The 24,111-nt window shown below is 66.3% G+C and carries 24 protein-coding genes and 1 pseudogene; 9 read left to right on the top strand and 16 right to left on the bottom strand.

Translation table 11 applies throughout. The features are described from left to right. Positions 1-17 precede the first annotated feature (17 nt). Both BMI01S_RS03310 and BMI01S_RS03315 read right to left on the bottom strand, forming a co-directional pair. Positions 18-494 carry a DUF2244 domain-containing protein gene (locus tag BMI01S_RS03310; protein WP_028209304.1) on the bottom strand — a complete coding sequence of 159 codons (477 nt, stop codon included), beginning with the start codon at positions 492-494 and terminating at the stop codon, positions 18-20. A 267-nt stretch (positions 495-761) separates the two neighbouring features. After that, complete coding sequence (locus tag BMI01S_RS03315; protein WP_028229997.1) at positions 762-1,739, bottom strand: methyltransferase domain-containing protein; 978 nt, start codon at positions 1,737-1,739, stop codon at positions 762-764. 207 nt (positions 1,740-1,946) lie between these two features. Between BMI01S_RS03315 and BMI01S_RS03320 the strand changes: the two genes are divergently transcribed. Together BMI01S_RS03320 and trmL are read left to right on the top strand one after the other, a co-directional pair. Then, positions 1,947-2,690, top strand: a complete 744-nt coding sequence (locus BMI01S_RS03320; protein ID WP_028229996.1) for a ComF family protein — start codon at positions 1,947-1,949, stop codon at positions 2,688-2,690. A 45-nt stretch (positions 2,691-2,735) separates the two neighbouring features. Continuing rightward, a complete protein-coding gene (gene trmL, locus BMI01S_RS03325) occupies positions 2,736-3,206 on the top strand; it encodes a tRNA (uridine(34)/cytosine(34)/5-carboxymethylaminomethyluridine(34)-2'-O)-methyltransferase TrmL (RefSeq protein WP_028229995.1) in 471 nt (156 codons plus the stop codon). Positions 3,207-3,220: 14 nt separating this feature from the next. On the opposite strand, the gene BMI01S_RS03330 is transcribed toward trmL, so the two are convergent. The 5 genes from BMI01S_RS03330 to BMI01S_RS03350 all read right to left on the bottom strand — a co-directional run bounded on the left by BMI01S_RS03330 (position 3,221) and on the right by BMI01S_RS03350 (position 6,203). Next, a complete protein-coding gene (locus BMI01S_RS03330) occupies positions 3,221-3,748 on the bottom strand; it encodes an O-acetyl-ADP-ribose deacetylase (RefSeq protein WP_028209300.1) in 528 nt (175 codons plus the stop codon). Between the two features lie 96 nt (positions 3,749-3,844). After that, positions 3,845-4,843 (bottom strand): NAD(P)H-dependent glycerol-3-phosphate dehydrogenase, encoded by a 999-nt coding sequence (locus tag BMI01S_RS03335; protein ID WP_028209299.1) that lies wholly within the window; start codon positions 4,841-4,843, stop codon positions 3,845-3,847. A gap of 43 nt (positions 4,844-4,886) precedes the next feature. Then, positions 4,887-5,351: a protein-export chaperone SecB gene (secB, locus tag BMI01S_RS03340; RefSeq protein ID WP_028209298.1), complete on the bottom strand. Its 465-nt coding sequence runs from the start codon at positions 5,349-5,351 to the stop codon at positions 4,887-4,889. 169 nt (positions 5,352-5,520) lie between these two features. Further along, positions 5,521-5,781 (bottom strand): glutaredoxin 3, encoded by a 261-nt coding sequence (gene grxC, locus BMI01S_RS03345; protein WP_028209297.1) that lies wholly within the window; start codon positions 5,779-5,781, stop codon positions 5,521-5,523. Beyond that, positions 5,778-6,203 carry a rhodanese-like domain-containing protein gene (locus BMI01S_RS03350; protein ID WP_028209296.1) on the bottom strand — a complete coding sequence of 142 codons (426 nt, stop codon included), beginning with the start codon at positions 6,201-6,203 and terminating at the stop codon, positions 5,778-5,780. Before BMI01S_RS03350 ends, grxC begins: the two co-directional genes overlap by 4 nt. A gap of 179 nt (positions 6,204-6,382) precedes the next feature. On the opposite strand from BMI01S_RS03350, the gene gpmA reads away from it, so the two are divergent. From gpmA to BMI01S_RS03365, 3 genes are all read left to right on the top strand, one after another. Then, positions 6,383-7,129 (top strand): 2,3-diphosphoglycerate-dependent phosphoglycerate mutase, encoded by a 747-nt coding sequence (gene gpmA, locus BMI01S_RS03355; protein WP_028209295.1) that lies wholly within the window; start codon positions 6,383-6,385, stop codon positions 7,127-7,129. Positions 7,130-7,517: 388 nt separating this feature from the next. Next, a complete protein-coding gene (locus tag BMI01S_RS03360) occupies positions 7,518-9,089 on the top strand; it encodes a S41 family peptidase (protein WP_028209294.1) in 1,572 nt (523 codons plus the stop codon). A gap of 195 nt (positions 9,090-9,284) precedes the next feature. Next, positions 9,285-10,046, top strand: a complete 762-nt coding sequence (locus tag BMI01S_RS03365; protein ID WP_028209293.1) for a HesA/MoeB/ThiF family protein — start codon at positions 9,285-9,287, stop codon at positions 10,044-10,046. A gap of 86 nt (positions 10,047-10,132) precedes the next feature. On the opposite strand, the gene ptsP is transcribed toward BMI01S_RS03365, so the two are convergent. The 7 genes from ptsP to BMI01S_RS03400 all read right to left on the bottom strand — a co-directional run bounded on the left by ptsP (position 10,133) and on the right by BMI01S_RS03400 (position 18,194). Further along, a complete protein-coding gene (gene ptsP / locus BMI01S_RS03370; protein ID WP_028209292.1) occupies positions 10,133-11,872 on the bottom strand; it encodes a phosphoenolpyruvate--protein phosphotransferase in 1,740 nt (579 codons plus the stop codon). A gap of 231 nt (positions 11,873-12,103) precedes the next feature. After that, the gene (locus BMI01S_RS03375; RefSeq protein ID WP_028209291.1) at positions 12,104-12,373 is read right to left on the bottom strand and encodes an HPr family phosphocarrier protein; all 270 of its coding nucleotides are present in this window, start codon (positions 12,371-12,373) and stop codon (positions 12,104-12,106) included. Positions 12,374-12,469: 96 nt separating this feature from the next. Then, on the bottom strand, positions 12,470-13,048 hold the full coding sequence (locus tag BMI01S_RS03380) for a PTS sugar transporter subunit IIA (protein ID WP_081715779.1): 579 nt from the start codon (positions 13,046-13,048) through the stop codon (positions 12,470-12,472). A gap of 482 nt (positions 13,049-13,530) precedes the next feature. After that, the gene (gene gshB / locus BMI01S_RS03385; protein ID WP_028209290.1) at positions 13,531-14,484 is read right to left on the bottom strand and encodes a glutathione synthase; all 954 of its coding nucleotides are present in this window, start codon (positions 14,482-14,484) and stop codon (positions 13,531-13,533) included. Between the two features lie 111 nt (positions 14,485-14,595). Further along, on the bottom strand, positions 14,596-15,885 hold the full coding sequence (gene gshA / locus BMI01S_RS03390; protein ID WP_028209289.1) for a glutamate--cysteine ligase: 1,290 nt from the start codon (positions 15,883-15,885) through the stop codon (positions 14,596-14,598). A 415-nt stretch (positions 15,886-16,300) separates the two neighbouring features. Then, complete coding sequence (locus BMI01S_RS03395; protein WP_028209288.1) at positions 16,301-17,818, bottom strand: ammonium transporter; 1,518 nt, start codon at positions 17,816-17,818, stop codon at positions 16,301-16,303. Positions 17,819-17,855: 37 nt separating this feature from the next. Beyond that, positions 17,856-18,194: a P-II family nitrogen regulator gene (locus BMI01S_RS03400; protein ID WP_028209287.1), complete on the bottom strand. Its 339-nt coding sequence runs from the start codon at positions 18,192-18,194 to the stop codon at positions 17,856-17,858. A 523-nt stretch (positions 18,195-18,717) separates the two neighbouring features. On the opposite strand from BMI01S_RS03400, the gene BMI01S_RS03405 reads away from it, so the two are divergent. The 3 genes and pseudogenes from BMI01S_RS03405 (at position 18,718) to BMI01S_RS03410 (ending at position 20,921) form a co-directional block, all read left to right on the top strand. Continuing rightward, on the top strand, positions 18,718-18,975 hold the full coding sequence (locus BMI01S_RS03405; protein ID WP_028209286.1) for an accessory factor UbiK family protein: 258 nt from the start codon (positions 18,718-18,720) through the stop codon (positions 18,973-18,975). Between the two features lie 281 nt (positions 18,976-19,256). Next, a pseudogene (locus BMI01S_RS44000) lies at positions 19,257-19,655 on the top strand (magnesium chelatase domain-containing protein); the annotation flags it as partial. Continuing rightward, positions 19,629-20,921, top strand: a complete 1,293-nt coding sequence (locus tag BMI01S_RS03410; protein ID WP_407668933.1) for a YifB family Mg chelatase-like AAA ATPase — start codon at positions 19,629-19,631, stop codon at positions 20,919-20,921. The pseudogene BMI01S_RS44000 and the gene BMI01S_RS03410, both read left to right, overlap by 27 nt. A 423-nt stretch (positions 20,922-21,344) precedes the next feature. Here the strand turns inward: BMI01S_RS03410 and BMI01S_RS03415 are convergent, their stop codons facing one another. Continuing rightward, complete coding sequence (locus BMI01S_RS03415; protein ID WP_238327579.1) at positions 21,345-21,941, bottom strand: hypothetical protein; 597 nt, start codon at positions 21,939-21,941, stop codon at positions 21,345-21,347. A 191-nt stretch (positions 21,942-22,132) separates the two neighbouring features. Here BMI01S_RS03415 and BMI01S_RS03420 point away from each other — a divergent pair, with 191 nt between their 5' ends. After that, a complete protein-coding gene (locus BMI01S_RS03420; RefSeq protein WP_407668932.1) occupies positions 22,133-22,621 on the top strand; it encodes a TlpA family protein disulfide reductase in 489 nt (162 codons plus the stop codon). An 83-nt stretch (positions 22,622-22,704) separates the two neighbouring features. Here the strand turns inward: BMI01S_RS03420 and BMI01S_RS03425 are convergent, their stop codons facing one another. Beyond that, positions 22,705-24,054, bottom strand: coding sequence for a sigma-54-dependent transcriptional regulator (locus BMI01S_RS03425; protein ID WP_028209282.1), 1,350 nt, complete (start codon positions 24,052-24,054; stop codon positions 22,705-22,707). Positions 24,055-24,111 lie beyond the last annotated feature (57 nt).

Consider the following 24,111-nt stretch of genomic DNA (forward strand, 5'->3'; position numbering starts at 1 on the left):
TGCTCACGCGCCGCGCATCAAGCCGCGCGCGCAAGCCAGATGCGCAGTTCCCGCGCGAACTGCGCACGCCGATATTGCGGCAGATGCAACCCGACAGCGACCGCCTGGCCGCGGGACACGAGACGCACCGGGTCGCGTGGGGTCGCGCCCGGCTCGACCCGGACCCAGCGGGGATTGAATTCGAACTGCACGAGCGCGTTGGCGCTCATCTGTTCGATCACCAGCCGGTTCGGATAAAGCCTGATACGTTCGTAATCGACAGCATGGCGCGCATGAATGACAAAAGCGCCGCCTACTACCAACAGATCGATACCGGTAAACGGCAAAACCAGCCAGGCGCCGTGGATCAACAACAGAACGGCGATCGCGATGGAAACCAGCGCCAGCGACACATAGAAGAACACGAATTGCCTGGGCGAAACCGAACAGTTGCGCTTCATGGTCCAGTCCTGCAGGACCGGCTCCGCACTCGCCAGCAGATCAGACGCCTGCATCGCTCGCTTCCCCCCACAACAACCTCGCCAGACTATCGCCGTGCCGCGCCGCGCACAACTACGGGGAGATCTGGACTTGCCACAGCGGATTTTGGGGACCCTTCCGTGCAGCAAACTGACGCATTATAGGCGCGATCCCAAGCCCTCACAAGCAACGCCCAATCGCCACCAAACCCATACAGGACGGGCGTTTCAGCGATTTTTCAGGCATTCCCGGGGGGCTTTTATGGCGCTAATTTCAGGCATAACGAAAGCCCCCTTACCGCATTACCGATTCCTTGCCGGACCGTGTCCGATGTCTTCGATGCGCACGATGCCATGGCCTTCGGCGGTCATGCGCGGCACGGCCTTCCACGCATGTCCGTAGATGATCTCGAAGGTCAGCGGGATCGTGCCCGCGTGCGGTCCGTCCGTGCAGCGGCGCGCCTCGAGCGCGGCGACGAGCGCCCGGTGCAGGCGCCGCGCGCCATGCACGCCGTCACCCTCGCGCTCGAACGGGTAGGCGCCCCAGCGGCGCACGTCGGCGAGCAGTTTCTCAGGCGTCGTGTAAGTGACGGTGAGCGTTTCCTGGTCCATCACCGGAATCTCGAAACCGTTCTCGACGAGCATGTCGCCGAGATCGTGCATGTCGACGAAATCGACGATGTGCGCACGCGTCGGCACGCCGTGCGCGGCCTCGACTTCGGCGAAGGCGCCGCGCAGTTGCTTGAGCGTGTCGGGCCCGAACGTGCTGAACATCAGCAGGCCGCCCACCTTGAGCACGCGCTGCCACTCGCCGAACACGAGGTCGGGGCGCGGATGCCAATGCAACGCGAGATTGGACCAGAGCAGTTCGAACGCGCCATGGGCGAACGGCAGTTCCGCGAGGTCGGCCTGCGCAAAACGCGGGCCGCGCGAGCCGAGCGCGCGGCCAACCGATGCGGGCAGAAAGCGGCGCCAGCTCGTATCGGCGGCATCGTTTGCGCGCGCGCGGCGCAGCATGGCGAGCGAGAGATCGGTGCCGAACACGGGCGCTTCGGGAAAGCGCTCGCGCAAGCCTGGCAGGTCGTCGCCTGGGCCACAGCCGACGTCGAGCACGGCTGCGGGGCTCACCTTGATGTATTCGAGCCGCTCGCGCATGCGCTGCGCGATTTCACGCGGAAGGAAGGCAACCTCGTCGAAAGTCGCCGCACGGCGATCGAAGATGCGCCGCAGGTGCCGGGTATCGTAGTCCGGACGGCCAGTTCTTGCGGGAGACGGGGACATGTCGGTCGTATTGGCGAAGTCGGCGAAGTATACTCGCTCACTCCCATCCTTTCAGTTGCACGCCCTTGCCGGGGCCGTCCTTCAATGCCGCTGCGCCTTTTTTCACGCGCGTCACGCCATGCATCGCGTGTCATGACACCCGAATCGAACCGCATACGTCTTGCGGGCGCAGTGCGCGCGTGTCGGGAAGCGCGCGAGCAAGTGGCAATGCGGCTTGCGCCGCGTTTATCGCAGCTGGCCCACTTCGCGTTGCCTAACCTTTGTCCATTATGCGGCAATTTGTCGCGAACCACGCTCTGCGTGTGCTGCGATGCGGCGTACTGCAACGAGGCGCGCCTGCGCTGCACGGTGTGCGCCATGCCGCTCGCGCACCGGCGCCGCATGAGGGGGCCAACGATGGGAAGCACTCGCTACCGCTGCGAAGCCTGCATCGAGACGCCGCCAGCGTTCGACGCGACGCTCGCGCTCGCCGATTACCGAGCGCCGCTCGACCTGCTCGCGCGCGGCCTGAAGTTCCGTGCGCGCCTTGCGCTCGGCGAGGAGTTCGCGCGACGCCTCGCGCTCGCGGCGCAAGACAACCTCGACCGGCACACCAGGCCCGATATCGTCGTGCCCGTGCCGCTTTCGCGCGAACGCCTCATCGAGCGCGGCTACAACCAGGCGTGGGAGATCGCGCGGCCGCTCGCGCGCCGGCTCGGCACGCCGGCGGACGCCACGCTAGTGCGACGCACCCTGCATACGGCGCCGCAATCGAAGCTCGATCGCGAAGCACGCCGCCGCAATGTCGGGCGCGCGTTCGCGCTCGCGCGGCCCGTCGCCGGCCAGCACGTGGGCGTGGTCGACGACGTGATGACCTCGGGCGCCACGCTCGATGCGCTCGCGCACACGCTCAAGGCCGCAGGCGCACGGCGTGTGACCAACTTCGTCGCGCTGCGCACGCCGAAAGACTGACCGGCACCATCCCTATCCAGGACATATAGAAAGAGTTTCATCGTCATGTTCAACGTCGTTCTCGTCGAGCCCGAAATTCCGCCGAACACCGGCAACGTCATCCGCCTGTGCGCGAACACGGGGGCGCGGCTGCATCTGATCGAGCCGCTCGGCTTTCCCCTCGACGACACGAAAATGCGCCGCGCGGGCCTCGACTATCACGAGTACGCGCAGATGCACGTGCACGGCAACTGGGATGCGTTCATCGCGAAGGAAGCGCCCGATCCGTCGCGCATGTTCGCGTTCACGACGCGCGGCTCGGGGCGCTTTCACGCACACGCCTTCCAGCCCGGCGACTGGTTCGTTTTCGGTGCAGAAACACGCGGCCTGCCCGACGCGGTGCTCGATCGCTTCGAGACGCAACAGCGCGTGCGCCTGCCGATGCGGCCCGGCAACCGCAGCCTGAATCTCTCGAATACGGTGGCGGTCGTGGTATTCGAAGCGTGGCGCCAGGCGGGGTTCGAAGGCGGCGAATGACCCCGCGTGGGGCGCTACGCCTTGCTGGCCAGCTCGCGCTCGTAGCGCGTCAGCATCGACTGGTCGAAGCACGCGAAGATCACTTGCGCGAGCGCAGGCGACTTCGGCAGCTCGTCCATCACGGTCGCGACAGCGATGGTCACGGCGTCGTCGGCGGGAAAACGGTAGATGCCGCAACTGATCGCCGGAAACGCGATACTCGTGACACCTGCCTCGCGAGCGCGTTCGAGCGAGCGCCGGTAACACGAAGCGAGCAGACGCGCCTCGTCATTGCCGCCGCCGTACCAGACGGGGCCCACAGTGTGGATCACGTGTTTCGCGGGAAGGCGATAGCCGCCGGTGATTTTGGCGTCGCCGGTCGGGCAGCCGTCGAGGGTCTCGCACTCGCGCAGGAGGTCCGGCCCGGCAGCGCGGTGGATCGCGCCATCGACACCGCCCCCGCCGAGCAGTGAGGAATTCGCGGCGTTGACGATCGCATCGACGGCCAGCGTGGTGATGTCCACGGCTTGCGCCTCGATGCGGCAGCTTCCGATGATCAGCATACGGTCCTCCTTTGCCTCGGCACTTGCTCCGGCCCCACGCAGGGCTTGCGTGCCCCACACAGGGCGCAGCAGGATCGCCCGACGCGCAAACGCGCCCTATTCGGCCTTCGCGTCGCGTCTGAGCAGCGCGCTCACGGCGTCGCGCGGCGCGACACCGTCGAAAAGCACGGCGCATACCGCCTGGGTGATCGGCATGTCGATGCCATGATCGCGCGCCAGCGCGAGCACCGCCTGCGCACAGCGCACGCCTTCGGCCACATGGCCGAGCGCGCCGAGGATGTCGTCGAGCGTGCGCCCGCTCGCGAGCTGCTTGCCCACGGTGCGGTTGCGCGAGAGGTCGCCCGTCGCGGTAAGGATCAGGTCGCCGAGGCCGGTCAGGCCCGTGAAGGTTTCCGCGCGCCCGCCGAGCGTGACGCCAAGGCGCGTCATCTCCGCGAGGCCGCGCGTGATGAGCGCGGCGCGCGCATTCAAACCGAGGCCCAAACCGTCCGAGATGCCGGTCGCGATCGCAAGCACGTTCTTGACCGCGCCGCCCACCTCCACGCCCACGACGTCGTCGCCCGTGTAGATGCGCATGGCGCGGTGGTGGAACGCGGCGAGCGTGCGTTCGCGGCACACCGCCGAGGCGCTCGCCACCGTCAGCGCGACGGGCAGGCCCTCGCTCACTTCGCGCGCGAAGCTCGGCCCCGACAGCACACCGTTGCTCGCGTGGCCCGGCAGCTCAGCCGCCACGACCTGGTGGGGCATCAACTGCGTTTCGGCTTCGAAGCCCTTGCAGAGCCAGATGAAGTGCGCGGGCACGCGGCCCATGTCGCGCAGCGTGCAAAGCATGCCGCGCAGGCCCGCAACGGGCGTGGCGAGCACGACGAGATCCGCCTCGCCCGACGCATGGTCGAGCGCGGCGGCGAGATCCGTTTCGTAGTGGAGTGTCGTGGGCAGCGCAATGCCCGCGAGATAGCGGGCGTTTTCATGCGTCTTGCGCAAGGTGTCGACGAGCGCGCCATCGCGCGCCCACAACACCGTGTCATGCGCCTGGGCGAGATGCCCTGCCAGCGCGGTGCCCCACGCTCCGGCGCCGAGAACGGCGATGTTCATTCCGATACTCCGCACCGGTAGTTCGTGGAGACGATCGACGCAATCAGTGCGTCGCGCTGCTTGCGCCGTCCTGCTGGGCGAGCTGCTGCAGGCGTTGCTCGTAGAGCGCCTGGAAGTTGATCTCGGCCAGGTGGATCGGCGGGAAGCCTGCGCGCGTGATCGCGTCGGCGATGTTCGAGCGCAGGTACGGGAACAGGATGGTCGGGCAGGCGATGCCGACGAGCGGGTCCACCTGCTCGGCCGGAATGTTGCGGATATCGAAAATGCCGGCCTGCTTGGCTTCGATCAGGAACGCAACCTTGTCCTTGACCTTGGCCGTGACGGTGCCGGTGACGAGGATTTCGAACACCGACTCGGCCAGGCGCTCGGCCTTGACGTCGACTTCCACTTCCACCGAGGGCATGTCCTGCTCAAGGAAGATGGCCGGCGAATTCGGCTGTTCGAGCGACATGTCCTTGAGGTAGATGCGCTGGATGTTGAAGAACGGCTGGTTGTTCTCGTCAGACATGGTGTATGGCTTCCCTGATTGAATGGATCACGGCCGCATTATCGTGACATCTCGAAGTCCCGAAAAGGCGCCGCGCTACGGCAATGAACGGCAACAGGCCCGCGCAAGCCTTGCGGGCTCGCGCGGGCCGCAATCCTGCGGCGCTAGGTCGCTACGTCGTCAGGCTGGGTCAGGCGGCTTCGAGCAGCGGCATCAAGCCGCCCGCCCGGTCGAGCGCGGAGAGGTCATCGTAACCGCCCACGTGCGTCTCGCCGATGAAAACCTGCGGCACGGTGCGCCGGCCGGTGCGCGTCATCATCTCGTCGCGCCGCGCCGGATCCCGGTCGATCAGCACCTTTTCGATGTGCTCGACGCCGCGCGACTTTAAAAGACGTTCGGCCATCTGGCAATACGGGCACACCTGGGTGCTGTACATGACGACTTTGCTCACTTCAAACCTCCTTGTTTCACGACCGGCATCCCGGCCTGCTGCCAGGCGTTGACGCCGCCGTCCAGCACGTGGACCTCGGCAAAACCGGCGTCCTTCACGAGGCGCATGGCCTTGTGCGACTGCTGGCCCGTCTGGCAGACCAGCAACACCGGGTTGCTCTTGTTCTTCACGAACTGGCCGATCTTCGCCTCGAGCTCGCCGAATTCGATCTGGCGCGCCGAAGGCAGATGGCCCTTCGCGAATTCACCCGCGGGGCGCAGGTCGATCACCACCGCGTTGCGGCGGTTGATGAGCTGCGTCGCCTCGGCGGTGGAAACACCGCCGCGCCCGCCGCGCTTGAGCGACGGCCACAGGAGCAACCCTCCCGAGATGAGGACGATCGCGATGAGTACAAGGTTGATGTAATTGGTGAAGAACGTCACGGAGAGTCCGCCGGAAAAAGGAAAGTCGGAGAAATCGGATTCGGGCAATCCGCTCATTATAAAATAAGCGTTTTGTCGCAGGGTGACCGCCCCCCAGCCCGGGCGCGCCGCCCGCGGGACCGGGCCGCCGCGGCTGTGTCCCCGATTAACTGCTTCCCTTACTATCGACCGGCATCTTCATGTACAAACTCGTACTCATCCGCCACGGCGAATCGACGTGGAACAAGGAAAACCGCTTCACCGGCTGGGTGGACGTCGACCTCACCGAGCAGGGCAACCGCGAAGCCCAGCAGGCGGGCCAGCTGCTCAAGGAGTCCGGCTACACGTTCGACATCGCCTACACCTCCGTGCTCAAGCGCGCGATCCGCACGCTCTGGCACGTGCAGGACCAGATGGACCTGATGTACCTGCCCGTGGTCCACTCGTGGCGCCTGAACGAGCGTCATTACGGCGCGCTTTCGGGCCTGAACAAGGCCGAAACGGCGGCGAAGTTCGGCGACGATCAGGTGCTCGTCTGGCGCCGCAGCTACGACACGCCGCCGCCCGCGCTCGAACCGACCGACTCGCGCACGTCGTACGACGACCCGCGCTACGCCCGTGTGCCACGCGAGGAACTGCCGCTCACCGAATGCCTGAAGGACACGGTGGCGCGCGTGCTGCCCGTCTGGAACGAGTCGATCGCGCCCGCCATCAAGTCGGGCAAGAAGGTGGTGATCGCCGCGCACGGCAACTCGATCCGCGCGCTCGTGAAGTACCTCGACAACATCTCCGATGACGACATCGTCGGCCTGAACATCCCGAACGGCGTGCCGCTCGTGTATGAGCTCGACGAGAGCCTCAAGCCCATCAAGCACTACTACCTGGGCGACGCCGAAGCCATCGCGAAGGCGCAGGCCGCCGTGGCCAACCAGGGCAAGAAGGCCTGACGATTTTCCGCCCGTGCCTTATCGGCCATTCGGGCAGCTGCCGCGCGCGGCGGTTGCCCGGGGGCCATGCGCACCGGCCCGAGCCGCCCTGCCGCTGCCTTCCGCCGGGGATCAGCGGCCGTTGCAGCACAACTGGTTGCACACTCCCCTTTTCATTTCCCGCCGTTTCACGCCGCAACTGGCAGAACTGCCAGCTTCCTGCCAGCGCCGCGCCAGGCCTCGCTTTGCGACGCACGTCTTGCGAACCGCTGTGCCGCCGCTGTCTTACCCCGTTCTTACACACCCTATGCACAGCCTCGGCAGGTGTGCAGTTATACTTGTCCGTCGCTTTTCCATTAGACGCTGCCACGCGCCTTCCGACGCGCCTCGACCGCACGCAACATTCTCTATGCGAAAAAACCTGAAAAACATCGGCCTGATTGCCGCTGGCCTTGCGACCGGCGTATTTGCCACCCTGCAGATTTCCGCCTCCGCGCAGCAAACCCAGCAGACGGTCGTAGAACCGCTGCCGCTCGATCAGCTGCGGCTCTTCGCCGAAGTGTTCGGTCAGATCAAGCATGAGTACGTCACGCCGGTCGACGACAAGAAGCTTCTCACCGCCGCCATCAAGGGCATGGTGTCGAGCCTCGACCCGCACTCGTCGTATCTCGACAAGACCGATTATCAGGAGCTCCAGGAGCAGACCAAGGGTCGCTTCGCGGGCCTCGGCATCGAGATCTCGTCGGAAGACGGCCTGATCAAGGTCATCTCCCCCATCGAAGACACGCCCGCGTACCGCGCCGGCATCCGTCCGGGCGATCTCATCACGCGCATCAACGACAAGCCCGTGCGCGGCATGACGCTCGACCAGGCCGTCAAGCAGATGCGCGGCGAGCCGGGCACCAAGGTCACGCTCACGATCTTCCGCAAGACCGACGACCGTACCTTCCCGCTCACGATCACCCGCGCCATCATCAAGGTGCAGAGCGTGAAGGCGAAGATCCTGCAGCCGGGCTACGCGTACATCCGCATCACGAGCTTCCAGGAGCGCACGGTCCCCGACCTCGCCGCAAAGCTGCAGGACATCGCGCGCCAGGAACCGAACCTGAAGGGCATCATCCTCGACCTGCGCAACAACGGCGGCGGTCTGCTGCAAAGCGCCGTGGGCGTGGCGGGCGCGTTCCTGCCGCCGGACTCGGTCGTCGTTTCGACCAACGGCCAGATCCCGGACTCGAAGCAGGTCTACCGCGACACCTACGACAACTACCGCCTGCCCTCGTTCGACGGCGACCCGCTCAAGGGTGAAGCGGCCCAGTTCAAGACCGTGCCGATGATCGTGCTCACCAACGCCTATTCGGCGTCGGCCTCGGAAATCGTGGCGGGCGCGCTGCAGGACCAGAAGCGCGCGCTCATCGTCGGCAAGACGACGTTCGGCAAGGGCTCCGTGCAAACGGTGCGCCCGATGACGGCCGATACCGCGCTGCGTCTGACCACGGCGTACTACTACACGCCGAGCGGCCGCTCGATCCAGAACAAGGGCATCCGTCCTGACATCGCAGTCGACCAGTACTCCGACGGCGACCCGGACGACGCACTCGTCACGCGCGAAGTGGACTACCAGAACCACCTCGCCAACACGCAGGACCCGGACGAGAAAAAGGAGCAGGAAGTGCGCGAGCAGGAGCGCATGGACATGCTGCGCCAGCTCGAAGAGCAGAACGACAAGAAGACGCCGGAACAGCGCCAGAAGGATCGCGAGCGCAAGCCCGTCGAGTTCGGCTCCACCGACGACTTCCTGCTCCAGCAGGCGCTGAACAAGCTCCAGGGCAAGCCGGTGAGCGAATCGAAGTCGCCGATGGAACGCCGCCTCGCGCAGCAGAAGCCGCCCACCTCGGCTTCGGCGCCGATCGCCGTGAAGCCCGGCGCGCTCATCATGGTCCCGGGCTCGGCCCCTGCGCCGGCCTCGGCTCCGGCGAAGTAACAGGCTGCACCTGCGTTGTACCTGCCTCGCGGCCCGCGCCTCTCGTGCGCGGGCCGCGGGCCCCCTCCTCCAGCCGCTGGCGTCGTTACAATAGGCGACACCGTATTTCCCCGGCGCGCGTTTCTCCACTAAGAGCCATCGGGGCTCTCCAGGTCCATCGCAGCGCCATCGAACCCGCGCACCCGAGCGCCCGCGATGAACGACGACCAACTCCTCCGCTATTCCCGCCATATCCTCGTCGACGAGATCGGCATCGAGGCGCAGCAGCGCTTTCTCGACGCGCATGCGATCGTCGTCGGCGCAGGCGGCCTGGGGTCGCCTGCCGCGATGTATCTCGCGGCCTCGGGCGTGGGCGCGCTCACGCTGGTCGACAACGACACCGTCGACCTCACCAACCTGCAGCGGCAGATCATGCACGAGACGGCATCGGTCGGCCGCGCGAAGGTCGAGTCGGGCCGCGACGCCATCGCGCGCCTGAATCCGGAGGTGAAGGTGAACGCGCTGCAAACGCGCATCGACAACGCCTGGCTCGACACCCACGTGCCGGGCGCGACCGTCGTGCTCGACTGCACCGACAACTTCGCCACGCGCCACGCCATCAACCGCGCGTGCGTGAAGCACGGCGTGCCGCTCGTGTCGGGCGCGGCGCTGCGCTTCGACGGGCAGATCAGCACGTTCGACTTCCGCGACGACGCGTCGCCCTGCTATGCCTGCGTGTTTCCCGAGGATCAGCCGTTCGAGGAAGTGGCGTGTTCGACCATGGGCGTCTTCGCGCCCACTGTCGGCATCATCGGTGCGATGCAGGCCGCTGAGGCACTGCGTGTGATCGGCGGCATCGGCTCGCCGCTCGTCGGGCGGCTCATGATGCTCGACGCGTTGCGCATGGAGTGGAACACGATGCGCGTGGCACGGCAGCCGGATTGTCCGGTGTGCGGCGAGCGGCGGGCGCACGCTTGAGTTTTGTTGGAACCATCCTGCAAAAAGCCCCGGACACGCCGGGGCTTTTTTTCATCGATGCCGCCCGTGCTTGCGGGGGGCGGGTCTCACGCCTGCGCCACTCTGCGCAGCGCCGCCTGCAGTTCCTCGGGCTCGTAAGCCGCCAGCACCTCGGCCACCGGCTTTTCGAGCGACTTGAGCTGCGAGCGCAGGATCTCCTGCTTCACCACGAGCAGCTGGCTCGGATGCATGGAAAACTCGGTGAGCCCCATCCCGAGCAGCAAGCGCGTGTACGACGGGTCGCCCGCCATCTCCCCGCACACCGAAACGGGCACGCCCGCGCGCTTCGCCTCGCGCAGCGTATGTGCGATCAGCTGCAGCACGGCAGGATGCAGCGGATCGTAGAGATCGGCCACTGCGTTGTCGGCCCGGTCGATGGCGAGCGCGTACTGGATCAGGTCGTTGGTGCCGATCGAGAGGAAGTCGAGCCGGCGCAGGAACATCGGCAACGCGAGTGCCGCCGCCGGGATTTCGATCATCGCGCCAACCTGAATGTTGGGATCGTAGGCGAGGCCGGCGTCGTCGAGCTGGCGCTTCGCCTCGCGGATCAGGTCGAGCGTCTGGTCGATCTGCTGGGCGTGCGCGAGCATCGGGATCAGGATCTTGACCGAGCCGAACGCCGAGGCGCGCAGGATCGCGCGCAGCTGCGTGAGGAACATCTGCGGCTCGGAGAGGCTCCAGCGGATCGCGCGCAGCCCGAGCGCCGGATTCGCGGCGGTTTCGTAGCCGTCCCCGGCGCTCATGGAGTCGAGCGGCTTGTCGGCACCCACGTCGATCGTGCGGATCGTCACGGGCAGTCCGTTCATGAGCTCGACCGCGCGGCGGTAGGCGGCGAACTGTTCGTCCTCCTCCGGCAACTGGTCCTTGTGGTTCATGAACAGGAACTCGGTGCGAAAGAGGCCCACGCCCGTCGCGCCCGAGTCGAGCGCGGCCTGCGCGTCCTCGGGCAGCTCGATGTTCGCGTAGAGCTGGATCTTCGTGCCGCACAGCGTTTGCGTGGGCGAGAACTTCAGCCGCTGCAGCTTGCGCCGCTCGAGCGCCATCTCGCTTTGCCGGTAGGTGTACTCCTCCAGCACGATGGGAGCGGGATCGACGATCACGATGCCGTGGTCGCCATCGACGATGATGAGATCGTCCTGGCGGATCAGCGCGCTCGCCTGCTGCACGCCCACGGTCGCGGGAATGCCGAGGCTGCGCGCGACGATGGCCGTGTGCGAAGTGCGGCCGCCCAGATCGGTCACGAAGCCCTGGAAGGTTTGCCCCTTGAACTGCAGCATGTCGGCGGGCGCGATGTCGTGCGCGACGACGATCATCTCGTCACAGCCGCCGTGCAGCGCAGCGGGCGTCGCGCCCGCGAGCGCCTTCAGCACGCGTTCGACGACCTGCTCGATGTCGGCCTTGCGCTCGCGCAGGTATTCGTCCTCGACGTCGTCGAAGTGGCGCGAGAGGCGTTCGAGCTGTTCGGTAAGCGCCCACTCCACATTGAAGCGGCGCGTGCGGATGAGGTCGATGGTCTCCTGCACGAGCATCACGTCGTTCAGGATCATGAGGTGAACGCCGATGAACGCGCCCATTTCAGAGGGAGCGTCGGCGGCCAGGTCGGCGCGCAGCGTGTCGAGCTCGCGCTCGACGGACGCAAGCGCCGCGCGAAAGCGCACGATTTCCTCTTCGATCTGCGCGTGCTCGATGAGGTAATGGTCGACGTCGAGCGCAGCCGGGGCGATCAGATACGCGCGCCCGATGGCGATACCCCGTGAAACGGGAATTCCATGCAGCGTGAACGGCACGCGCACCTCCTCTGGTTATTTGATGCTGCGGCAACCCGCTGCAATGCGCTCTCTCAGACCCCGGTAATGATTATAAATTCCACGGCGGCCGATTGTGGTCATGCACACGTCTTCGCGCCTGACTGCGGCCATGTGCAGCAGGGCCCGCACGCGTTGCGAGGCTGGCGCTTCAAATGCAAAACGCCGCGGCTGACCGCGGCGTTCCGATGACGCGCTACGACTACGCGCCGTTCACTGACCTTCACCGAACTTGTCGGCGATCAGCTTGAGCAGCGCGCTCATGGCGTCGGCCTCGTCCGGGCCTTCGGTTTCGATCACCACCGTGCTGCCGATGCCGGCGGCCAGCATCATGACCCCCATGATGCTCTTGGCGTTGATACGGCGGCCGTTGCGGCTCATCCAGATTTCCGACTGAAAGTTGCCTGCCAGCTGCGTCAGCTTCGCCGACGCCCGCGCATGCAGGCCGAGTTTGTTCACGATTGTCGTTTCTTGTTGCAGCATGGTTCGATCGATCCGGACGCAGTGTATGGAAGTGGAGCTGGGTTCTTTCGGTTTGCCTTCTCGTGGGCAGCGTGGCTGCGTGGGCTCGCGCCGGACTCAGGTGGTACCCGCGGGCCGGAGCACGCCGGCCGCAACGCCGCCGGTGTCACCCGGGCCACGCGCCGCGCTGGCTGCGGGGCTAACTGCCGTGCTCACTGCCTGGTTTGCGGTGCGGTCTGTGGCGGCAGCTACGGCCTCGGCACAGGGAGCAGGCGGACAGCCGCACGCCGCGTCGGCGGCAGCCGGCATGGTCGGCCCGATGGTCTGGACGCCCTTGCTCGCACCGGCCAGCGCCTTTTCGACGAGCGTATCGAGCGGCGTTGCGCGGTAGCAGACGGCGCGCACCAGCATCGGCAGATTCACGCCGGCGAGCACGCGCACCTCGGGCACGGTGGCGAGACGCGCCGCGATGTTCGAAGGCGTCGCGCCGAACATGTCGGTCAGCACGAGCGCGCCGTTCTCCTCGCGCAGTCGCTCGATCTCCGCATTCGCCTGCGCGACCACTTCCGCCGGGTCGCTGTCGGGGAGCACGTCGAGCGCGCCGATTCGCGCCGGACAACCGCCGTAGATATGCGCGATGCACTCCCGCAGCGCGGTGGCGAGCGGTGCGTGTGCGATGATCAGAATCCCTGCCATGTCAGTACTCGCCGGGTCGCCCCGAGAGGACCGACACCCCTTTGCGGGGCAGCGACCGTAGGGCGCGTTGGGGATGGTTCATATCAGCTTGACCGCAAGCGGCTCCTTTGATCCACTGGATCGCATCCAGCAGCGCCGACCCTGCCGCCAGCCGTGGGCTCGCAGGGTCGGAACACGCGCCGTGGCGACGCCGTCCTGCCAGCCCGGAATTCAGGCTCGCGGCATTGTAGCAGGGTCATTTTCGCGCATGCGAGGCGGTTCTGCTCACGGCAGTCGCCTCGCAGTCGCCTCTGTGGCGCGCGGGCTCCGGGCGCCTCGGAGAACCCTTCGTGGTCCGAACCTGCCGCCCGCCAGCATGGGGCGCATCGAGCGCTGCCCCGGAAGGCGCCCACACCGGGCAGATGCCGCCATACACGCGGCATTCAAGCCCGAATACCAGGTACGCAGTTCAAATGCGCCTGCCCAGCCACCACCAGCCGGACTCAGGCCGCCGCGCGCTCCAGCGCGTCGATGAACATGGCGGCCACGTCGAAGCCGGTCTGCTCCATGATTTCGCGAAAGCACGTCGGGCTCGTGACATTGACCTCGGTGAGCCAGTCGCCAATCGCATCGAGCCCAACGAGCAGCAGGCCCCGCGCCGCCAGCGCCGGCCCGAGCGCTCTCGCGATTTCCATGTCGCGCGCGGTGAGCGGTTGCGCGACGCCGAGGCCGCCGGCGGCCAGGTTGCCGCGCACCTCGTTGCCTTGCGGAATGCGCGCGAGCGAATACGGCACCGGCTCGCCGCCGATCAGCAGAATGCGCTTGTCGCCGGCCTTGATCTCGGGGATGAACTTCTGCGCCATCACGCTGCGTGTGCCGTCGTGGCTCAGCATTTCGATGATCGAGCCGAGGTTCATGCCGTCCGCCTTCACGCGGAACACACCCATGCCGCCCATGCCGTCGAGCGGCTTGAGGATCACGTCCTGGTGCTCCTCATGGAACTTGCGCAGACGCGCGGCGCTGCGCGTGACGAGCGTGGGCGCGACGAACTGCGGAAATTCGCCGATGGCGAGCTTTTCCGAATGGTCGCGAATCGACTGCGGCTTGTTGAAGATCTTCGCGCCCGCGCGCTCGGCGATCTCCAGCAGCCACGTGGACGTCACATACTCCATGTCGAAGGGCGGATCCTTGCGCATGACGACGGCGTCGAAGCCGGTGAGCGCGCGCGCATCTGGCGTGTCGTCGAACCACGTTGCGCGATGCAGGTCCGCCGTATCGCCGACGATCGTGAAGCGCCGCACATCGGCTTCGACCCGGCCGTTCACCCAGGCGAGGTGCTGCGGCTCGCACGCAAAGAGCGTGTGGCCGCGCTTCGCGGCCTCGGCCATCATCGCGTAGGTCGAGTCCTTGTAGATCTTGAACCGCTCGAGCGGATCGGCGATGAAAAGAATGTCCATATCGTCCCTGCCTTGTCCCTGTCGTGTCCCCGCGTCCTTGCGGGTGTCATGACGGCAGCGCCCGCACGGTGGCGGGCGCTGCGTTCAATTGTGCGAATGATGACGGCCGGATCAGACCTGGATCGCCTCGGGATCGGTCTTCTCCAGCTCGACCGAAGCCGCCAGCAAACCGAGTCGCGCCACCACGCCGTACATGTAGAAGCGGTTCGGCGGCGCCGCACCGGCCTTGGCCCGCGTGTCGGGCAGCGCCGTGTGCTCGAAGCCGAGCGGCACGAAGTGCATGCCCGGCGCGTTCAGGTTCTGGTCGCGCTCGCGGCTGCCGTGCGCGCGGTAGAAGCCGCCCACCACGTAACGGTCGATCATGTAGACGACCGGCTCGGCCACTTCGTCGCCGATGTGCTCGAACGTGTAGACGCCTTCCTGCACGATCACGTCGCGCACCTCGAGCCCGTCCTTCGTGGCCGACATCTTCGCACGTTCGCGCTTCGTGAGTGCGGCGACCTCGGAGGCGTCGTGCACGGTCATCACGCCGCGGCCGTCCGTGCCGGCATCCGACTTGATGACGACATAGGGCTTTTCGGTGATGCCGTACTCGCGGTACTTCTTCGCGATCTTCTTGAGCACGACGTCGATGGCGGCGGCGAGCGGCTCCTCGCCCGTGCGCGCCTCGAAGTCCACGCCTTCCACGTGCGCGAAGTACGGGTTGATCATCCACGGGTCCACGCCCACCATCTTCGCGAACTTCTTCGCCACGTCGTCATAGCAGGAGAAGTGCGTGGACTTGCGGCGCACCGCCCAGCCCGCGTGCAGCGGCGGCAGCAGGTATTGTTCGTGGAGATTCTCGAGCACCGGCGGAATGCCGCCCGAAAGATCGTTGTTCAGCAGGATCGAGCACGGATCGAAGTTTTTCAGACCCAGGCGGCGCTGCGAACGCTCGAGCGGCTCGAGCACGATTTTCTGGCCGTCCGCCAGCGAAATCGTCACCGGCCCGGCGATGCTCTCGTCGAACGTGCCGAAGCGCACGTTCAATCCCGCCTGGCGCATGATCGTGGCGAGACGCGCGACGTTCTCCAGATAGAACGCGTTGCGCGTGTGCATTTCCGGAATCACGAGCAGGTTCTTGGCGTCCGGGCAGATCTTTTCGATGGCCGCCATGGCCGCCTGCACGGCGAGCGGCAGCACCTCCTGCGGCAGGCAGTGGAAGGCGCCGGGAAAGAGGTTGGTATCGACCGGCGCGAGCTTGAAGCCGGCGTTGCGCAGGTCCACCGAGCAGTAGAACGGCGGCGTGTGCTCCTGCCATTCGAGGCGGAACCAGCGCTCGATGGCCGGCGTCGCATCGAGGATGCGCTGCTCCAGTTCGAGGAGCGGGCCGTTCAACGCCGTAACCAGATGCGGGACCATAAGGGGTGACTCGCGGACGAAATGCTTGAATTGTTGGGAAACCGGTCGCGTATCTGGGGACGATTACATCAGATGCAAGACGGGCTGCCCTCGTGAATCCCTCGCGAGTCCCCTGAAACACCAAGGTCGCTCGATCCAGCCGGGCCCAAAGCGGCCCACTCGGGAATCCACGCCGGATATCCATTCTGGACCGCCTGCCGCACCCAGCGCAATTGGGCACACGACTTGAAGGGGCACTATGCCAACGCGCGAGCGGGACGCTTATTCCCGCCCGGATCCATCGGCGGCAGCAAAGGCCACACCCGGCGCGGGAGCCCAAAAAAGAAAAAGGGCCCGCCAAGACGGCGGGCCCAGGTCGCTGCTACTTGCTCCCCTACTGGCTCAAACGAGCTTCAATGCATGCTGAGCGGCTTGCTTACTCCACGCGCTCGCCATGCAGGATCACATCGAGACCTTCGCGCTCTTCTTCTTCCGTGACGCGCAGGCCCATGACCATGTCGATCACCTTCAGGAGGATGAAGCTCACCACGCCGCTGTAGATGAGGGTCGTGAGCACACCCTTGGCTTGCAGGATGAGGCTGCCATCCGCGCCGCCGATATCCTTCACCGCGAACACGCCGGTCAGGAGCGCGCCGATGATGCCGCCGATGCCGTGCACGCCGAACGCGTCGAGCGAGTCGTCGTAGTTGAACTTGTGCTTGAGCCACGTGGCCGACCAGAAGCAGACCACGCCCGCCACCACACCGATCACGAGCGAGCCCAGCACGCCGACGAAGCCCGATGCCGGCGTAATGGCCACGAGACCCGCCACGGCGCCCGAAGCGATGCCGAGCACCGACGGCTTGCCCTTGGCGATCCACTCCGCGAACATCCAGCCGAGCGCCGCGCAGGCGGTGGCGATTTGCGTCGTGAGCATCGCGAAGCCGGCACGGCCGTCAGCCGCGACTGCCGAACCCGCGTTGAAGCCGAACCAGCCCACCCACAGCATGGCCGCACCCATCAGCGTGAGCGTGAGGTTGTGCGGGGCCATCACTTCGCGGCCGTAGCCAACCCGCTTGCCGAGCACGAGGCAGCACACCAGACCCGCGATACCGGCGTTGATGTGCACGACCGTGCCGCCCGCGAAGTCGAGGATGCCGGCGCTGGCGAGCCAGCCCGTCGGTTCCCAGACCATGTGAGCGATCGGCGAGTAGACGATGATCGACCACAGCGACATGAACACGAGCATCGCCGAGAACTTCATGCGGTCGGCGAACGCGCCGGTGATGAGCGCCGGCGTGATGATCGCGAACGTCATCTGATAGACGAAGTACACCGTCTCGGGGATGGTCGGCGCGAGGTGGCTCACGGTGAGCGTCGTCGCCTTGTCGCCCTTGATGTAGTTCATGCCCTCAAGGAAGATGCGCGAGAAGCCGCCGATGAACGAACCGCCCGGCGTGAACGCGATGGAGTAGCCCACCACCGTCCAGATCACCGTGACGACGCAGGTGATCGCGAAGCTCTGCATGAGCGTCGCGAGCACGTTCTTCTTGCGGACCATGCCGCCGTAGAAGAGCGCGAGGCCCGGGATCGTCATGAACAGCACGAGCGCGGTGGAGGTCAGCATCCACGCGGTGTCGCCCGAGTTGATCTTCGACGAATCGAGCGAGAACGGCGCGGTCGGCGCGGCGGGTGCGGCTGCGGCGGCAGCCGATGCGTCGGCCGGGGCGCTCGCGGCGGCGGCCGGAGCCGATGCGGCGTCGGCCGCGGGTGCCGATGCGGGTGCCGCGGCCGGTGCCGAAGCGGGAGCCGCGGCGGACGCGTCAGGCGCCGAAGCGGTGGCCGCAGGCGCGGAGGCCGCGGCCGGTGCCGATGCGTCGTCCGCCAGCGCGGTGCCGACGCCGGCGGCCAGCAGCGAGCCGGCCATCAGCAAGGACATGATGTGTTTGCGCATCTTGGTTTCCTCTTGTCTCTCTGGTCTCGTATTTCCGTTACAGCGCGTCGGCGCCGGTCTCGCCGGTGCGGATGCGGATCACTTGTTCGATCGGCGTGACGAAGATCTTGCCGTCGCCGATCTTGCCCGTGCGGGCTGCGCGCTCGAGCGCTTCAATGGCCTGCTCGACGATGTCGTCGGCCACGGCGGCCTCGATCTTCACCTTCGGCAGGAAGTCGACGACATACTCGGCGCCGCGGTACAGCTCCGTGTGCCCCTTCTGGCGCCCGAAACCTTTGACCTCCGTCACCGTGATCCCCGAAACGCCGATCGCCGAGAGGGCTTCGCGCGCCTCATCGAGCTTGAACGGCTTGATGATTGCTGTAATCAGTTTCATGTAGTCCTCGCTGTGGTTGCTTCATCCCTTTGTTCGCTTCTGCGACGGGCGCCTTGCGAACGGCGCGTGATGCTTCGCCGTGTCGCCGGCGCACCGTGAGCAACAGTCGTTCGGTGCGCGGGGCAGTATTAGCAACACCCGTGCCAATCCGTTGCGGACCGCTTCGAACACCGATGCCCCGAGATTCGATGCAAGCTCGCCCAAGGCCGTGGACAATGCCGGTCGCGCCTTGAGGGGCGCGGCGCACAAGCCCCTGGCCGAACGGCCAGCGCGGTGCGCGCGCGGTGGCGGGGCGCCAGGATCGTTGCTACAGTGTTCTCAGGCTTCGCTCGCGCGCAGCGTCGCGCGGAGGCGGAGAATGGCCACCCACGCGGCGGCGCGCAGCACACTGGCCAGTCGCGCGCACCAGTTGCGCGCACACTCCCAGGCGCCCCGTCAACGCGCACCAAGATCGATCACGATCCGGCACGGGGCACAGGCAAAACGAAATTTGCACACTTTGTGTGCAGCGAAGGGGAATCGAATGAAGCAACCCAACGACGTATTCAATGATCTGCAGGCACGCGTGAGCGACCTGTTCAAGAACTCGCCCGCGCGCGATGTCGAACGCAATGTGCGTGCAATGTTGTCGCAAGGCTTTTCGAAGCTGGACCTCGTCACGCGCGAGGAATTCGACGCACAAACGCAGGTGCTCGTGCGCACGCGCCAGCGCCTCGAAGAACTCGAGCGCCGCGTAGCCGAACTCGAGCAGAAACTGCCGGTGACTAGCCAGTCCTCCTGATCATTTCCTCGCGCACCTTCATGTTCCATGAAGTGCGCAGTCGAGGGCGGCCACTGCGGTCGTAACCGCGGTGGTAACTGCGGTGGTAACTGCGGCACCGCACCGCAAGCGATCCGTACGCGAAACGCAATCGAACCGTAAAGGGGCATGGGCCTCACCCGCCTGGCGCATGCATGGCGCGCGCGTACCGCCTGCGAAACGGGTACGAAGCGGGTACGAAGTGGCTGCGAAGTGGCTGCAAAGCTGCCCCAGTCCTGCATGCGTCCTTTCCGGAGAATCCCATGTCGCTTGCCGTGGTGCGCAGCCGCGCGCCGGCTGCCGGCCGCGCGCCCGAAGTCACCGTCGAAGTCCATCTCGCCAACGGGCTGCCGTCGTTCTCTATCGTCGGACTGCCCGACCTCGAAGTGCGCGAAAGCCGCGAGCGCGTGCGCGCTGCGCTCTCCAACTGCGGCTTCGATTTCCCGGTGAGGCGCATTACCGTCAACCTGGCGCCCGCCGATTTACCAAAGGAATCGGGCCGCTTCGATCTTCCGATCGCGCTCGGCATACTCGCTGCGAGCGGTCAGATTCCGGTCGCGGCGCTCGCGCATCGCGAGTTCGCGGGGGAACTGTCGCTTACCGGCGCCGTGCGACCAATGCGCGGCGCGTTCGCCATGGCGTGCGGCACGGCACGCGCGCAAAGCAGTGGCTCAGCGTGCGGCGAGGCGCCGGCGCTCTCCCGCGGCAATGCGGCCGGCGAAAACGAATTCGTTCGTCATGCTGACGTTTCTGCCGACGAATCGCGGGTCGCCGTTGCGTCTGCGCGGCGCGAACACCATGGCGTGCACGAGCTATATCTACCCGCGCAAAACGCAGCCGAAGCGGCGCTCGTGCCGGGCGTCGCGGTTTATGGCGCAGCGGACTTGCGCTCGCTGTGCGCCCACCTCGCCGGCGAGGATCCCGACGCGCGTCTCGCGCCCGTGCATGCGAGCGCCATCGATGCCGCGCCAGCCGCCCCGCCCCCCGACATGGCCGACGTCATCGGCCAGCGCGGCGCGCGCCGGGCGCTCGAAGTCGCGGCGGCGGGCGGTCATCATCTCCTGATGGTGGGTCCGCCCGGCGCGGGCAAGTCGATGCTCGCGGCGCGCCTGCCCGGCCTGCTGCCGCCCATGACCGACGACGAAGCGCTGGCGTCCGCGGCGCTGCTCTCCGCCAGCGCGATCGGCTTCACGCCGCAGCAGTGGCGGCAGCGGCCGTTTCGCGCGCCGCATCACTCGTCGAGCGCGGCTGCGCTGATCGGCGGGCGCAATCCGCCGCAACCCGGCGAAATCACGCTGGCACATTTAGGTGTGCTATTTCTGGATGAGCTGCCAGAATTCGATCGCCATGTGCTCGAAACCCTGCGCGAGCCGCTCGAAGTAGGCGCAATCACGATTTCGCGCGCCGCCTGGCAAACCGACTTTCCGGCCGCCTGCCAGCTCGTTGCCGCGATGAACCCCTGCCCCTGCGGCTGGCGCGGCGATCCGGCAGGGCGCTGCCGCTGCACGCCCGAAAGCGCCGCGCGCTACCTGCGCAAGCTCTCCGGGCCGCTGCTGGACCGCATTGACATCCAGATCGAAATTCCTGCGCTGCCACCCGCCGAACTGGCCGCTCGCGCTAGCGCGAGCGCAGAATCGAGCGCCGCGATCGCCTTACGGGTGCAGGCGGCGCGCAAACGGCAACTGGCGCGCCAGGGGAAGACCAATCGCGAACTGACTGGCCGCGAGACCGATGCTGTCTGCCGGCCGGACGCCGCCGGTGAAACGCTGCTGCGCGAAGCGGGAGAGCGCTTCGGCTGGTCGGCGCGCGCGCATTACCGCGTGCTCAAGGTCGCCCGCACGATTGCCGATCTCGCGGGCATGCCGACGCCCGAAGCCGCACACGTTGCCGAGGCCGTGCAGTATCGGCGGGTATTCGCGGAGCGATAGGAAAACGCAACGGCAAATCAACGGAAACCCCCGGCGATGCTTGCGCCGCCTGAGCATCCCAATCGCGCCAATAAATCGAAGTCAAGGCTTGACTTATGCACACATCGTCGTGTTAAGGCCCGTTTTATGCCGAGTCCTCCCTCCGCTCGCGCGGTTTCTATAAGCCATTGATTCTTCTAATTTTCTGGATTTCCCGAAAAGCGGCCAAAACTAACAGGAAGCCCACAGGACGGCACTTTCCAGCTTGCGGGCGGCTTTTTTCCACAAAGTTACCCACAGGTCCTGTGGGTAACCCGTAAACCTTCAATCAAATCTGGTAATTAGCGCGTTTACCTGCAGCGCAACCTTCATTTCGGGCCGCAATCGCCCGCCGCTCGGTGTGGCTGCCCTGTGCCGGCGAGGCGTGCTGCGGGGTCCAGAATCTCAGTAGAGCTTGAAAGATCCGAAGAATTGGTCAGCCTGCTCGACCGGCGGTTCGGCGCGACCGACGATCGCCACCTGGTAGGCGCGCGCGCCCTTCGCCACGAGCCGCGCGTGAATCGTGCGAGCCTCGCCGTTGGCGCCTGCCTTGCCGGCCATGCGCATCTCCATGCCCTCGATCGAACCGCCCGCCGCGAGCGGCACGGCCACGGCATGCGCCTGCGCAGGTGCGCCGACATTGCGCGCGAGGCCCGCGCGCAGGAAGTCGAGCGCCTTTTGCTGCGTCGCGGGCTGTGCGTCGGGCAAGTCGAGCGTGCCGACCACGAATACGTCGTCGGCAACTTCGGCTGTCTGCACTCGCATGCGCATCGGCGTCCCGTTCACGTCGATGCTGCGCTCGTCCTTGCCCGGCTTGGCCGGCAGATCGACGGTGTAGCCGCTCTCGTTGCTGGAGACCGTGCGCCAGTCGTAGGTGGGCGAGCAGGCGGCCAGCGCGAACGCCGTCGCGAGCGCGCCCAGCGCCGGCGCACCGGCCGCCGTGAGAGTGCGCACCGGTGCGGTCAGCGAACGGCAGGCGCGGGCATGAAAGGCGGAAAACATGAGGCGAATCGTCATGAGCGTGAAAGGTGGGTGCCATTATCCGTCGGCACATACCGGTGTGTCGTTCCACAACGTCTATGCCGTGAAATTCGGCGCTACAATGATCTGGCTTCACACCCGCGCCCTTCGGCGCAAAGGCGAGACCCATGACCGCTGCATCCCCGAATTCCTCGAACGCGCGCTCCGGCGCGATGCGCAGCATCGTCGCGGCGGTCGTGGTCGTCGCGATCGCCGTGGCAGGCTATTTCGCGTTCTTCGGCAGCCCGCCGCACGTGCCCGATGCGACCTTCACGCTGCTGTCCGGCCAGAAGGTCTCCACGAGCGACCTGAAAGGCAAGGTGTACCTCGTCAACTTCTGGGCGACGAGTTGCTCGACCTGTATGGAGGAAATGCCGAAGATGGTCCAGACCTATAACCGCTTCAAGGGCGAAGGTCTCGAGTTCGTGGCCGTGGCGATGAATTACGACGCGCCGATGTACGTCGCGAACTACGCGCAAACGCGCCAGTTGCCGTTCAAGGTGGCAGTGGACGACGGCTCGGCGGCGAAGCAGTTCGGCAATGTCCAGCTCACGCCTACCACTTTCGTGATCGGCCGCGACGGCAAGATCCTCAAGCGCTACGTGGGCGAACCCCAATTCGCGGAACTCGACCAGTTGTTGCAGAAGGCGCTTGCGACTTGATACGCGCCTGATGGTGTGTGTCAACAAAAAAGCAGCGGAAACCCCGCTGCTTTTTTTACGCCTGCTTGCTCCGTCACGCGCTGCTATCCCTCGCCACGCACCGCCAGCCCATAGCGTCGAATCTTCTCGTATAGCGTGGCCTTCGCCATCTGCAGCCGCTCGGCGGCCTGGGCGACTGCACCGTTGCTCTGCTGCAACGCATCGGCGATCAGTGCGCGCTCGTACTGCTCCACGCGCTCCTTGAGCGGCAGCGCATCGTCGTCGCTGCCCGCCGCGGCCGCCGAGAGATCGTCGGGAATCCCGAGCACCCGGCGATCAGCCGCGTTGCGCAGCTCGCGCACGTTGCCCGGCCAGTCGCGCTGCGTGAGCCGCATGCGGTCGCGCTCGGTGAGGAGCGGCGCGCTGCGCTGGTAGCGCACTGCTGCGTCGAGCAGGAAATGCTCGAAGAGCGGCACGATATCCTCGCGCCGTTCGGCGAGCGGCGGGAGCGCGATCGTCACGACGTTCAGCCGGTACAGCAGGTCGCGCCGGAAAGTCCCCGCCGCGACGTGCTCGCTCATGTCGCCCTTGGCCGCCGCCACCACGCGCAAGTCGGCGCGCACGGGCTGGTTCGAGCCCAGGCGCTCCAGCACGCCATCCTGCAACACGCGCAGTAGCTTCACCTGCAACGAGAGCGGCATGCTCTCGATCTCGTCGAGAAAGAGCGTGCCGCCGCTCGCATGCTCGAGCTTGCCGATCCGGCGTTTGGCCGCGCCCGTGAACGCGCCGGCCTCGTAGCCGAACATCTCCGACTCGAACATCGGTTCCGGCAGCGCGCCGCAGTTCACCGCCACGAACGGCTTGTCGTGGCGCGGCGACAGCTCGTGCAGGCTGCGCGCGATCAGCTCCTTGCCCGCGCCGGTGTCGCCGTTGATGAGCACCGAGGCGTCCGTGGGCGCGACGTTCGCGATGAGCTTGCGCACCTGCTCGATGGCCGGGCTCTTGCCGATGATGCGCGGCGCAAGCGCGTTCTGCCCCGCCAGCTCGCGGCGCAGCGCGAGGTTCTCGAGCACCAGGAGGCGCCGCTCCAACGCACGCCGCACCGTTTCGATGAGGCGCTCCGAGGCGAACGGCTTTTCGATGAAGTCGTACGCGCCGTCGCGCATTGCCTGCACGGCCATCGAGATATCGCCGTGGCCCGTCACGAGGATGACGGGCACATCGGGCGCGCGCTCGTGGCACTGCGCGAGCAGGTCGAGCCCGCTCATGCCGGGCAGACGGATGTCGCTCACCACGACGCCCGCGAAATCGGCATCGACGAGCGGCAGCGCGCCTTCGGCGTTCGCGAAACCGGCGGCGTCGAAGCCTGCGAGCTGCAGGCTCTGCACCCCCGCGCGGCGCACGAGTTCGTCATCCTCTACATAGAGCACCCGGCCGGGCGTTGCATTCACCATGTTCGTTCGTCATCCTGATTCATGAGCCAGCGTTACCTGGGTGCTCCACAAGGCGCG

It is taken from the genome of Paraburkholderia mimosarum LMG 23256 = NBRC 106338 (assembly GCF_000739815.1).
Lineage (GTDB): Bacteria > Pseudomonadota > Gammaproteobacteria > Burkholderiales > Burkholderiaceae > Paraburkholderia > Paraburkholderia mimosarum.

Bases quoted from the DNA above. Each gene is read 5' to 3' on its own strand.
- BMI01S_RS03425 (WP_028209282.1), bottom strand. From the start codon at position 24,054: ATGGTGAATGCAACGCCCGGCCGGGTGCTCTATGTAGAGGATGACGAA.
- BMI01S_RS03415 (WP_238327579.1), bottom strand. From the start codon at position 21,941: ATGTTTTCCGCCTTTCATGCCCGCGCCTGCCGTTCGCTGACCGCACCG.
- BMI01S_RS03310 (WP_028209304.1), bottom strand. From the start codon at position 494: ATGCAGGCGTCTGATCTGCTGGCGAGTGCGGAGCCGGTCCTGCAGGAC.
- BMI01S_RS03410 (WP_407668933.1), top strand. From the start codon at position 19,629: ATGGCGTGCGGCACGGCACGCGCGCAAAGCAGTGGCTCAGCGTGCGGC.
- BMI01S_RS03400 (WP_028209287.1), bottom strand. From the start codon at position 18,194: ATGAAACTGATTACAGCAATCATCAAGCCGTTCAAGCTCGATGAGGCG.
- BMI01S_RS03420 (WP_407668932.1), top strand. From the start codon at position 22,133: ATGCGCAGCATCGTCGCGGCGGTCGTGGTCGTCGCGATCGCCGTGGCA.
- BMI01S_RS03405 (WP_028209286.1), top strand. From the start codon at position 18,718: ATGAAGCAACCCAACGACGTATTCAATGATCTGCAGGCACGCGTGAGC.
- BMI01S_RS03395 (WP_028209288.1), bottom strand. From the start codon at position 17,818: ATGCGCAAACACATCATGTCCTTGCTGATGGCCGGCTCGCTGCTGGCC.
- BMI01S_RS03330 (WP_028209300.1), bottom strand. From the start codon at position 3,748: ATGCTGATCATCGGAAGCTGCCGCATCGAGGCGCAAGCCGTGGACATC.
- BMI01S_RS03320 (WP_028229996.1), top strand. From the start codon at position 1,947: ATGCGGCTTGCGCCGCGTTTATCGCAGCTGGCCCACTTCGCGTTGCCT.
- BMI01S_RS03380 (WP_081715779.1), bottom strand. From the start codon at position 13,048: ATGGCAGGGATTCTGATCATCGCACACGCACCGCTCGCCACCGCGCTG.
- BMI01S_RS03375 (WP_028209291.1), bottom strand. From the start codon at position 12,373: ATGCTGCAACAAGAAACGACAATCGTGAACAAACTCGGCCTGCATGCG.
- BMI01S_RS03315 (WP_028229997.1), bottom strand. From the start codon at position 1,739: ATGTCCCCGTCTCCCGCAAGAACTGGCCGTCCGGACTACGATACCCGG.
- gpmA (WP_028209295.1), top strand. From the start codon at position 6,383: ATGTACAAACTCGTACTCATCCGCCACGGCGAATCGACGTGGAACAAG.
- BMI01S_RS03365 (WP_028209293.1), top strand. From the start codon at position 9,285: ATGAACGACGACCAACTCCTCCGCTATTCCCGCCATATCCTCGTCGAC.
- secB (WP_028209298.1), bottom strand. From the start codon at position 5,351: ATGTCTGACGAGAACAACCAGCCGTTCTTCAACATCCAGCGCATCTAC.
- gshB (WP_028209290.1), bottom strand. From the start codon at position 14,484: ATGGACATTCTTTTCATCGCCGATCCGCTCGAGCGGTTCAAGATCTAC.
- trmL (WP_028229995.1), top strand. From the start codon at position 2,736: ATGTTCAACGTCGTTCTCGTCGAGCCCGAAATTCCGCCGAACACCGGC.
- BMI01S_RS03360 (WP_028209294.1), top strand. From the start codon at position 7,518: ATGCGAAAAAACCTGAAAAACATCGGCCTGATTGCCGCTGGCCTTGCG.
- gshA (WP_028209289.1), bottom strand. From the start codon at position 15,885: ATGGTCCCGCATCTGGTTACGGCGTTGAACGGCCCGCTCCTCGAACTG.
- BMI01S_RS03335 (WP_028209299.1), bottom strand. From the start codon at position 4,843: ATGAACATCGCCGTTCTCGGCGCCGGAGCGTGGGGCACCGCGCTGGCA.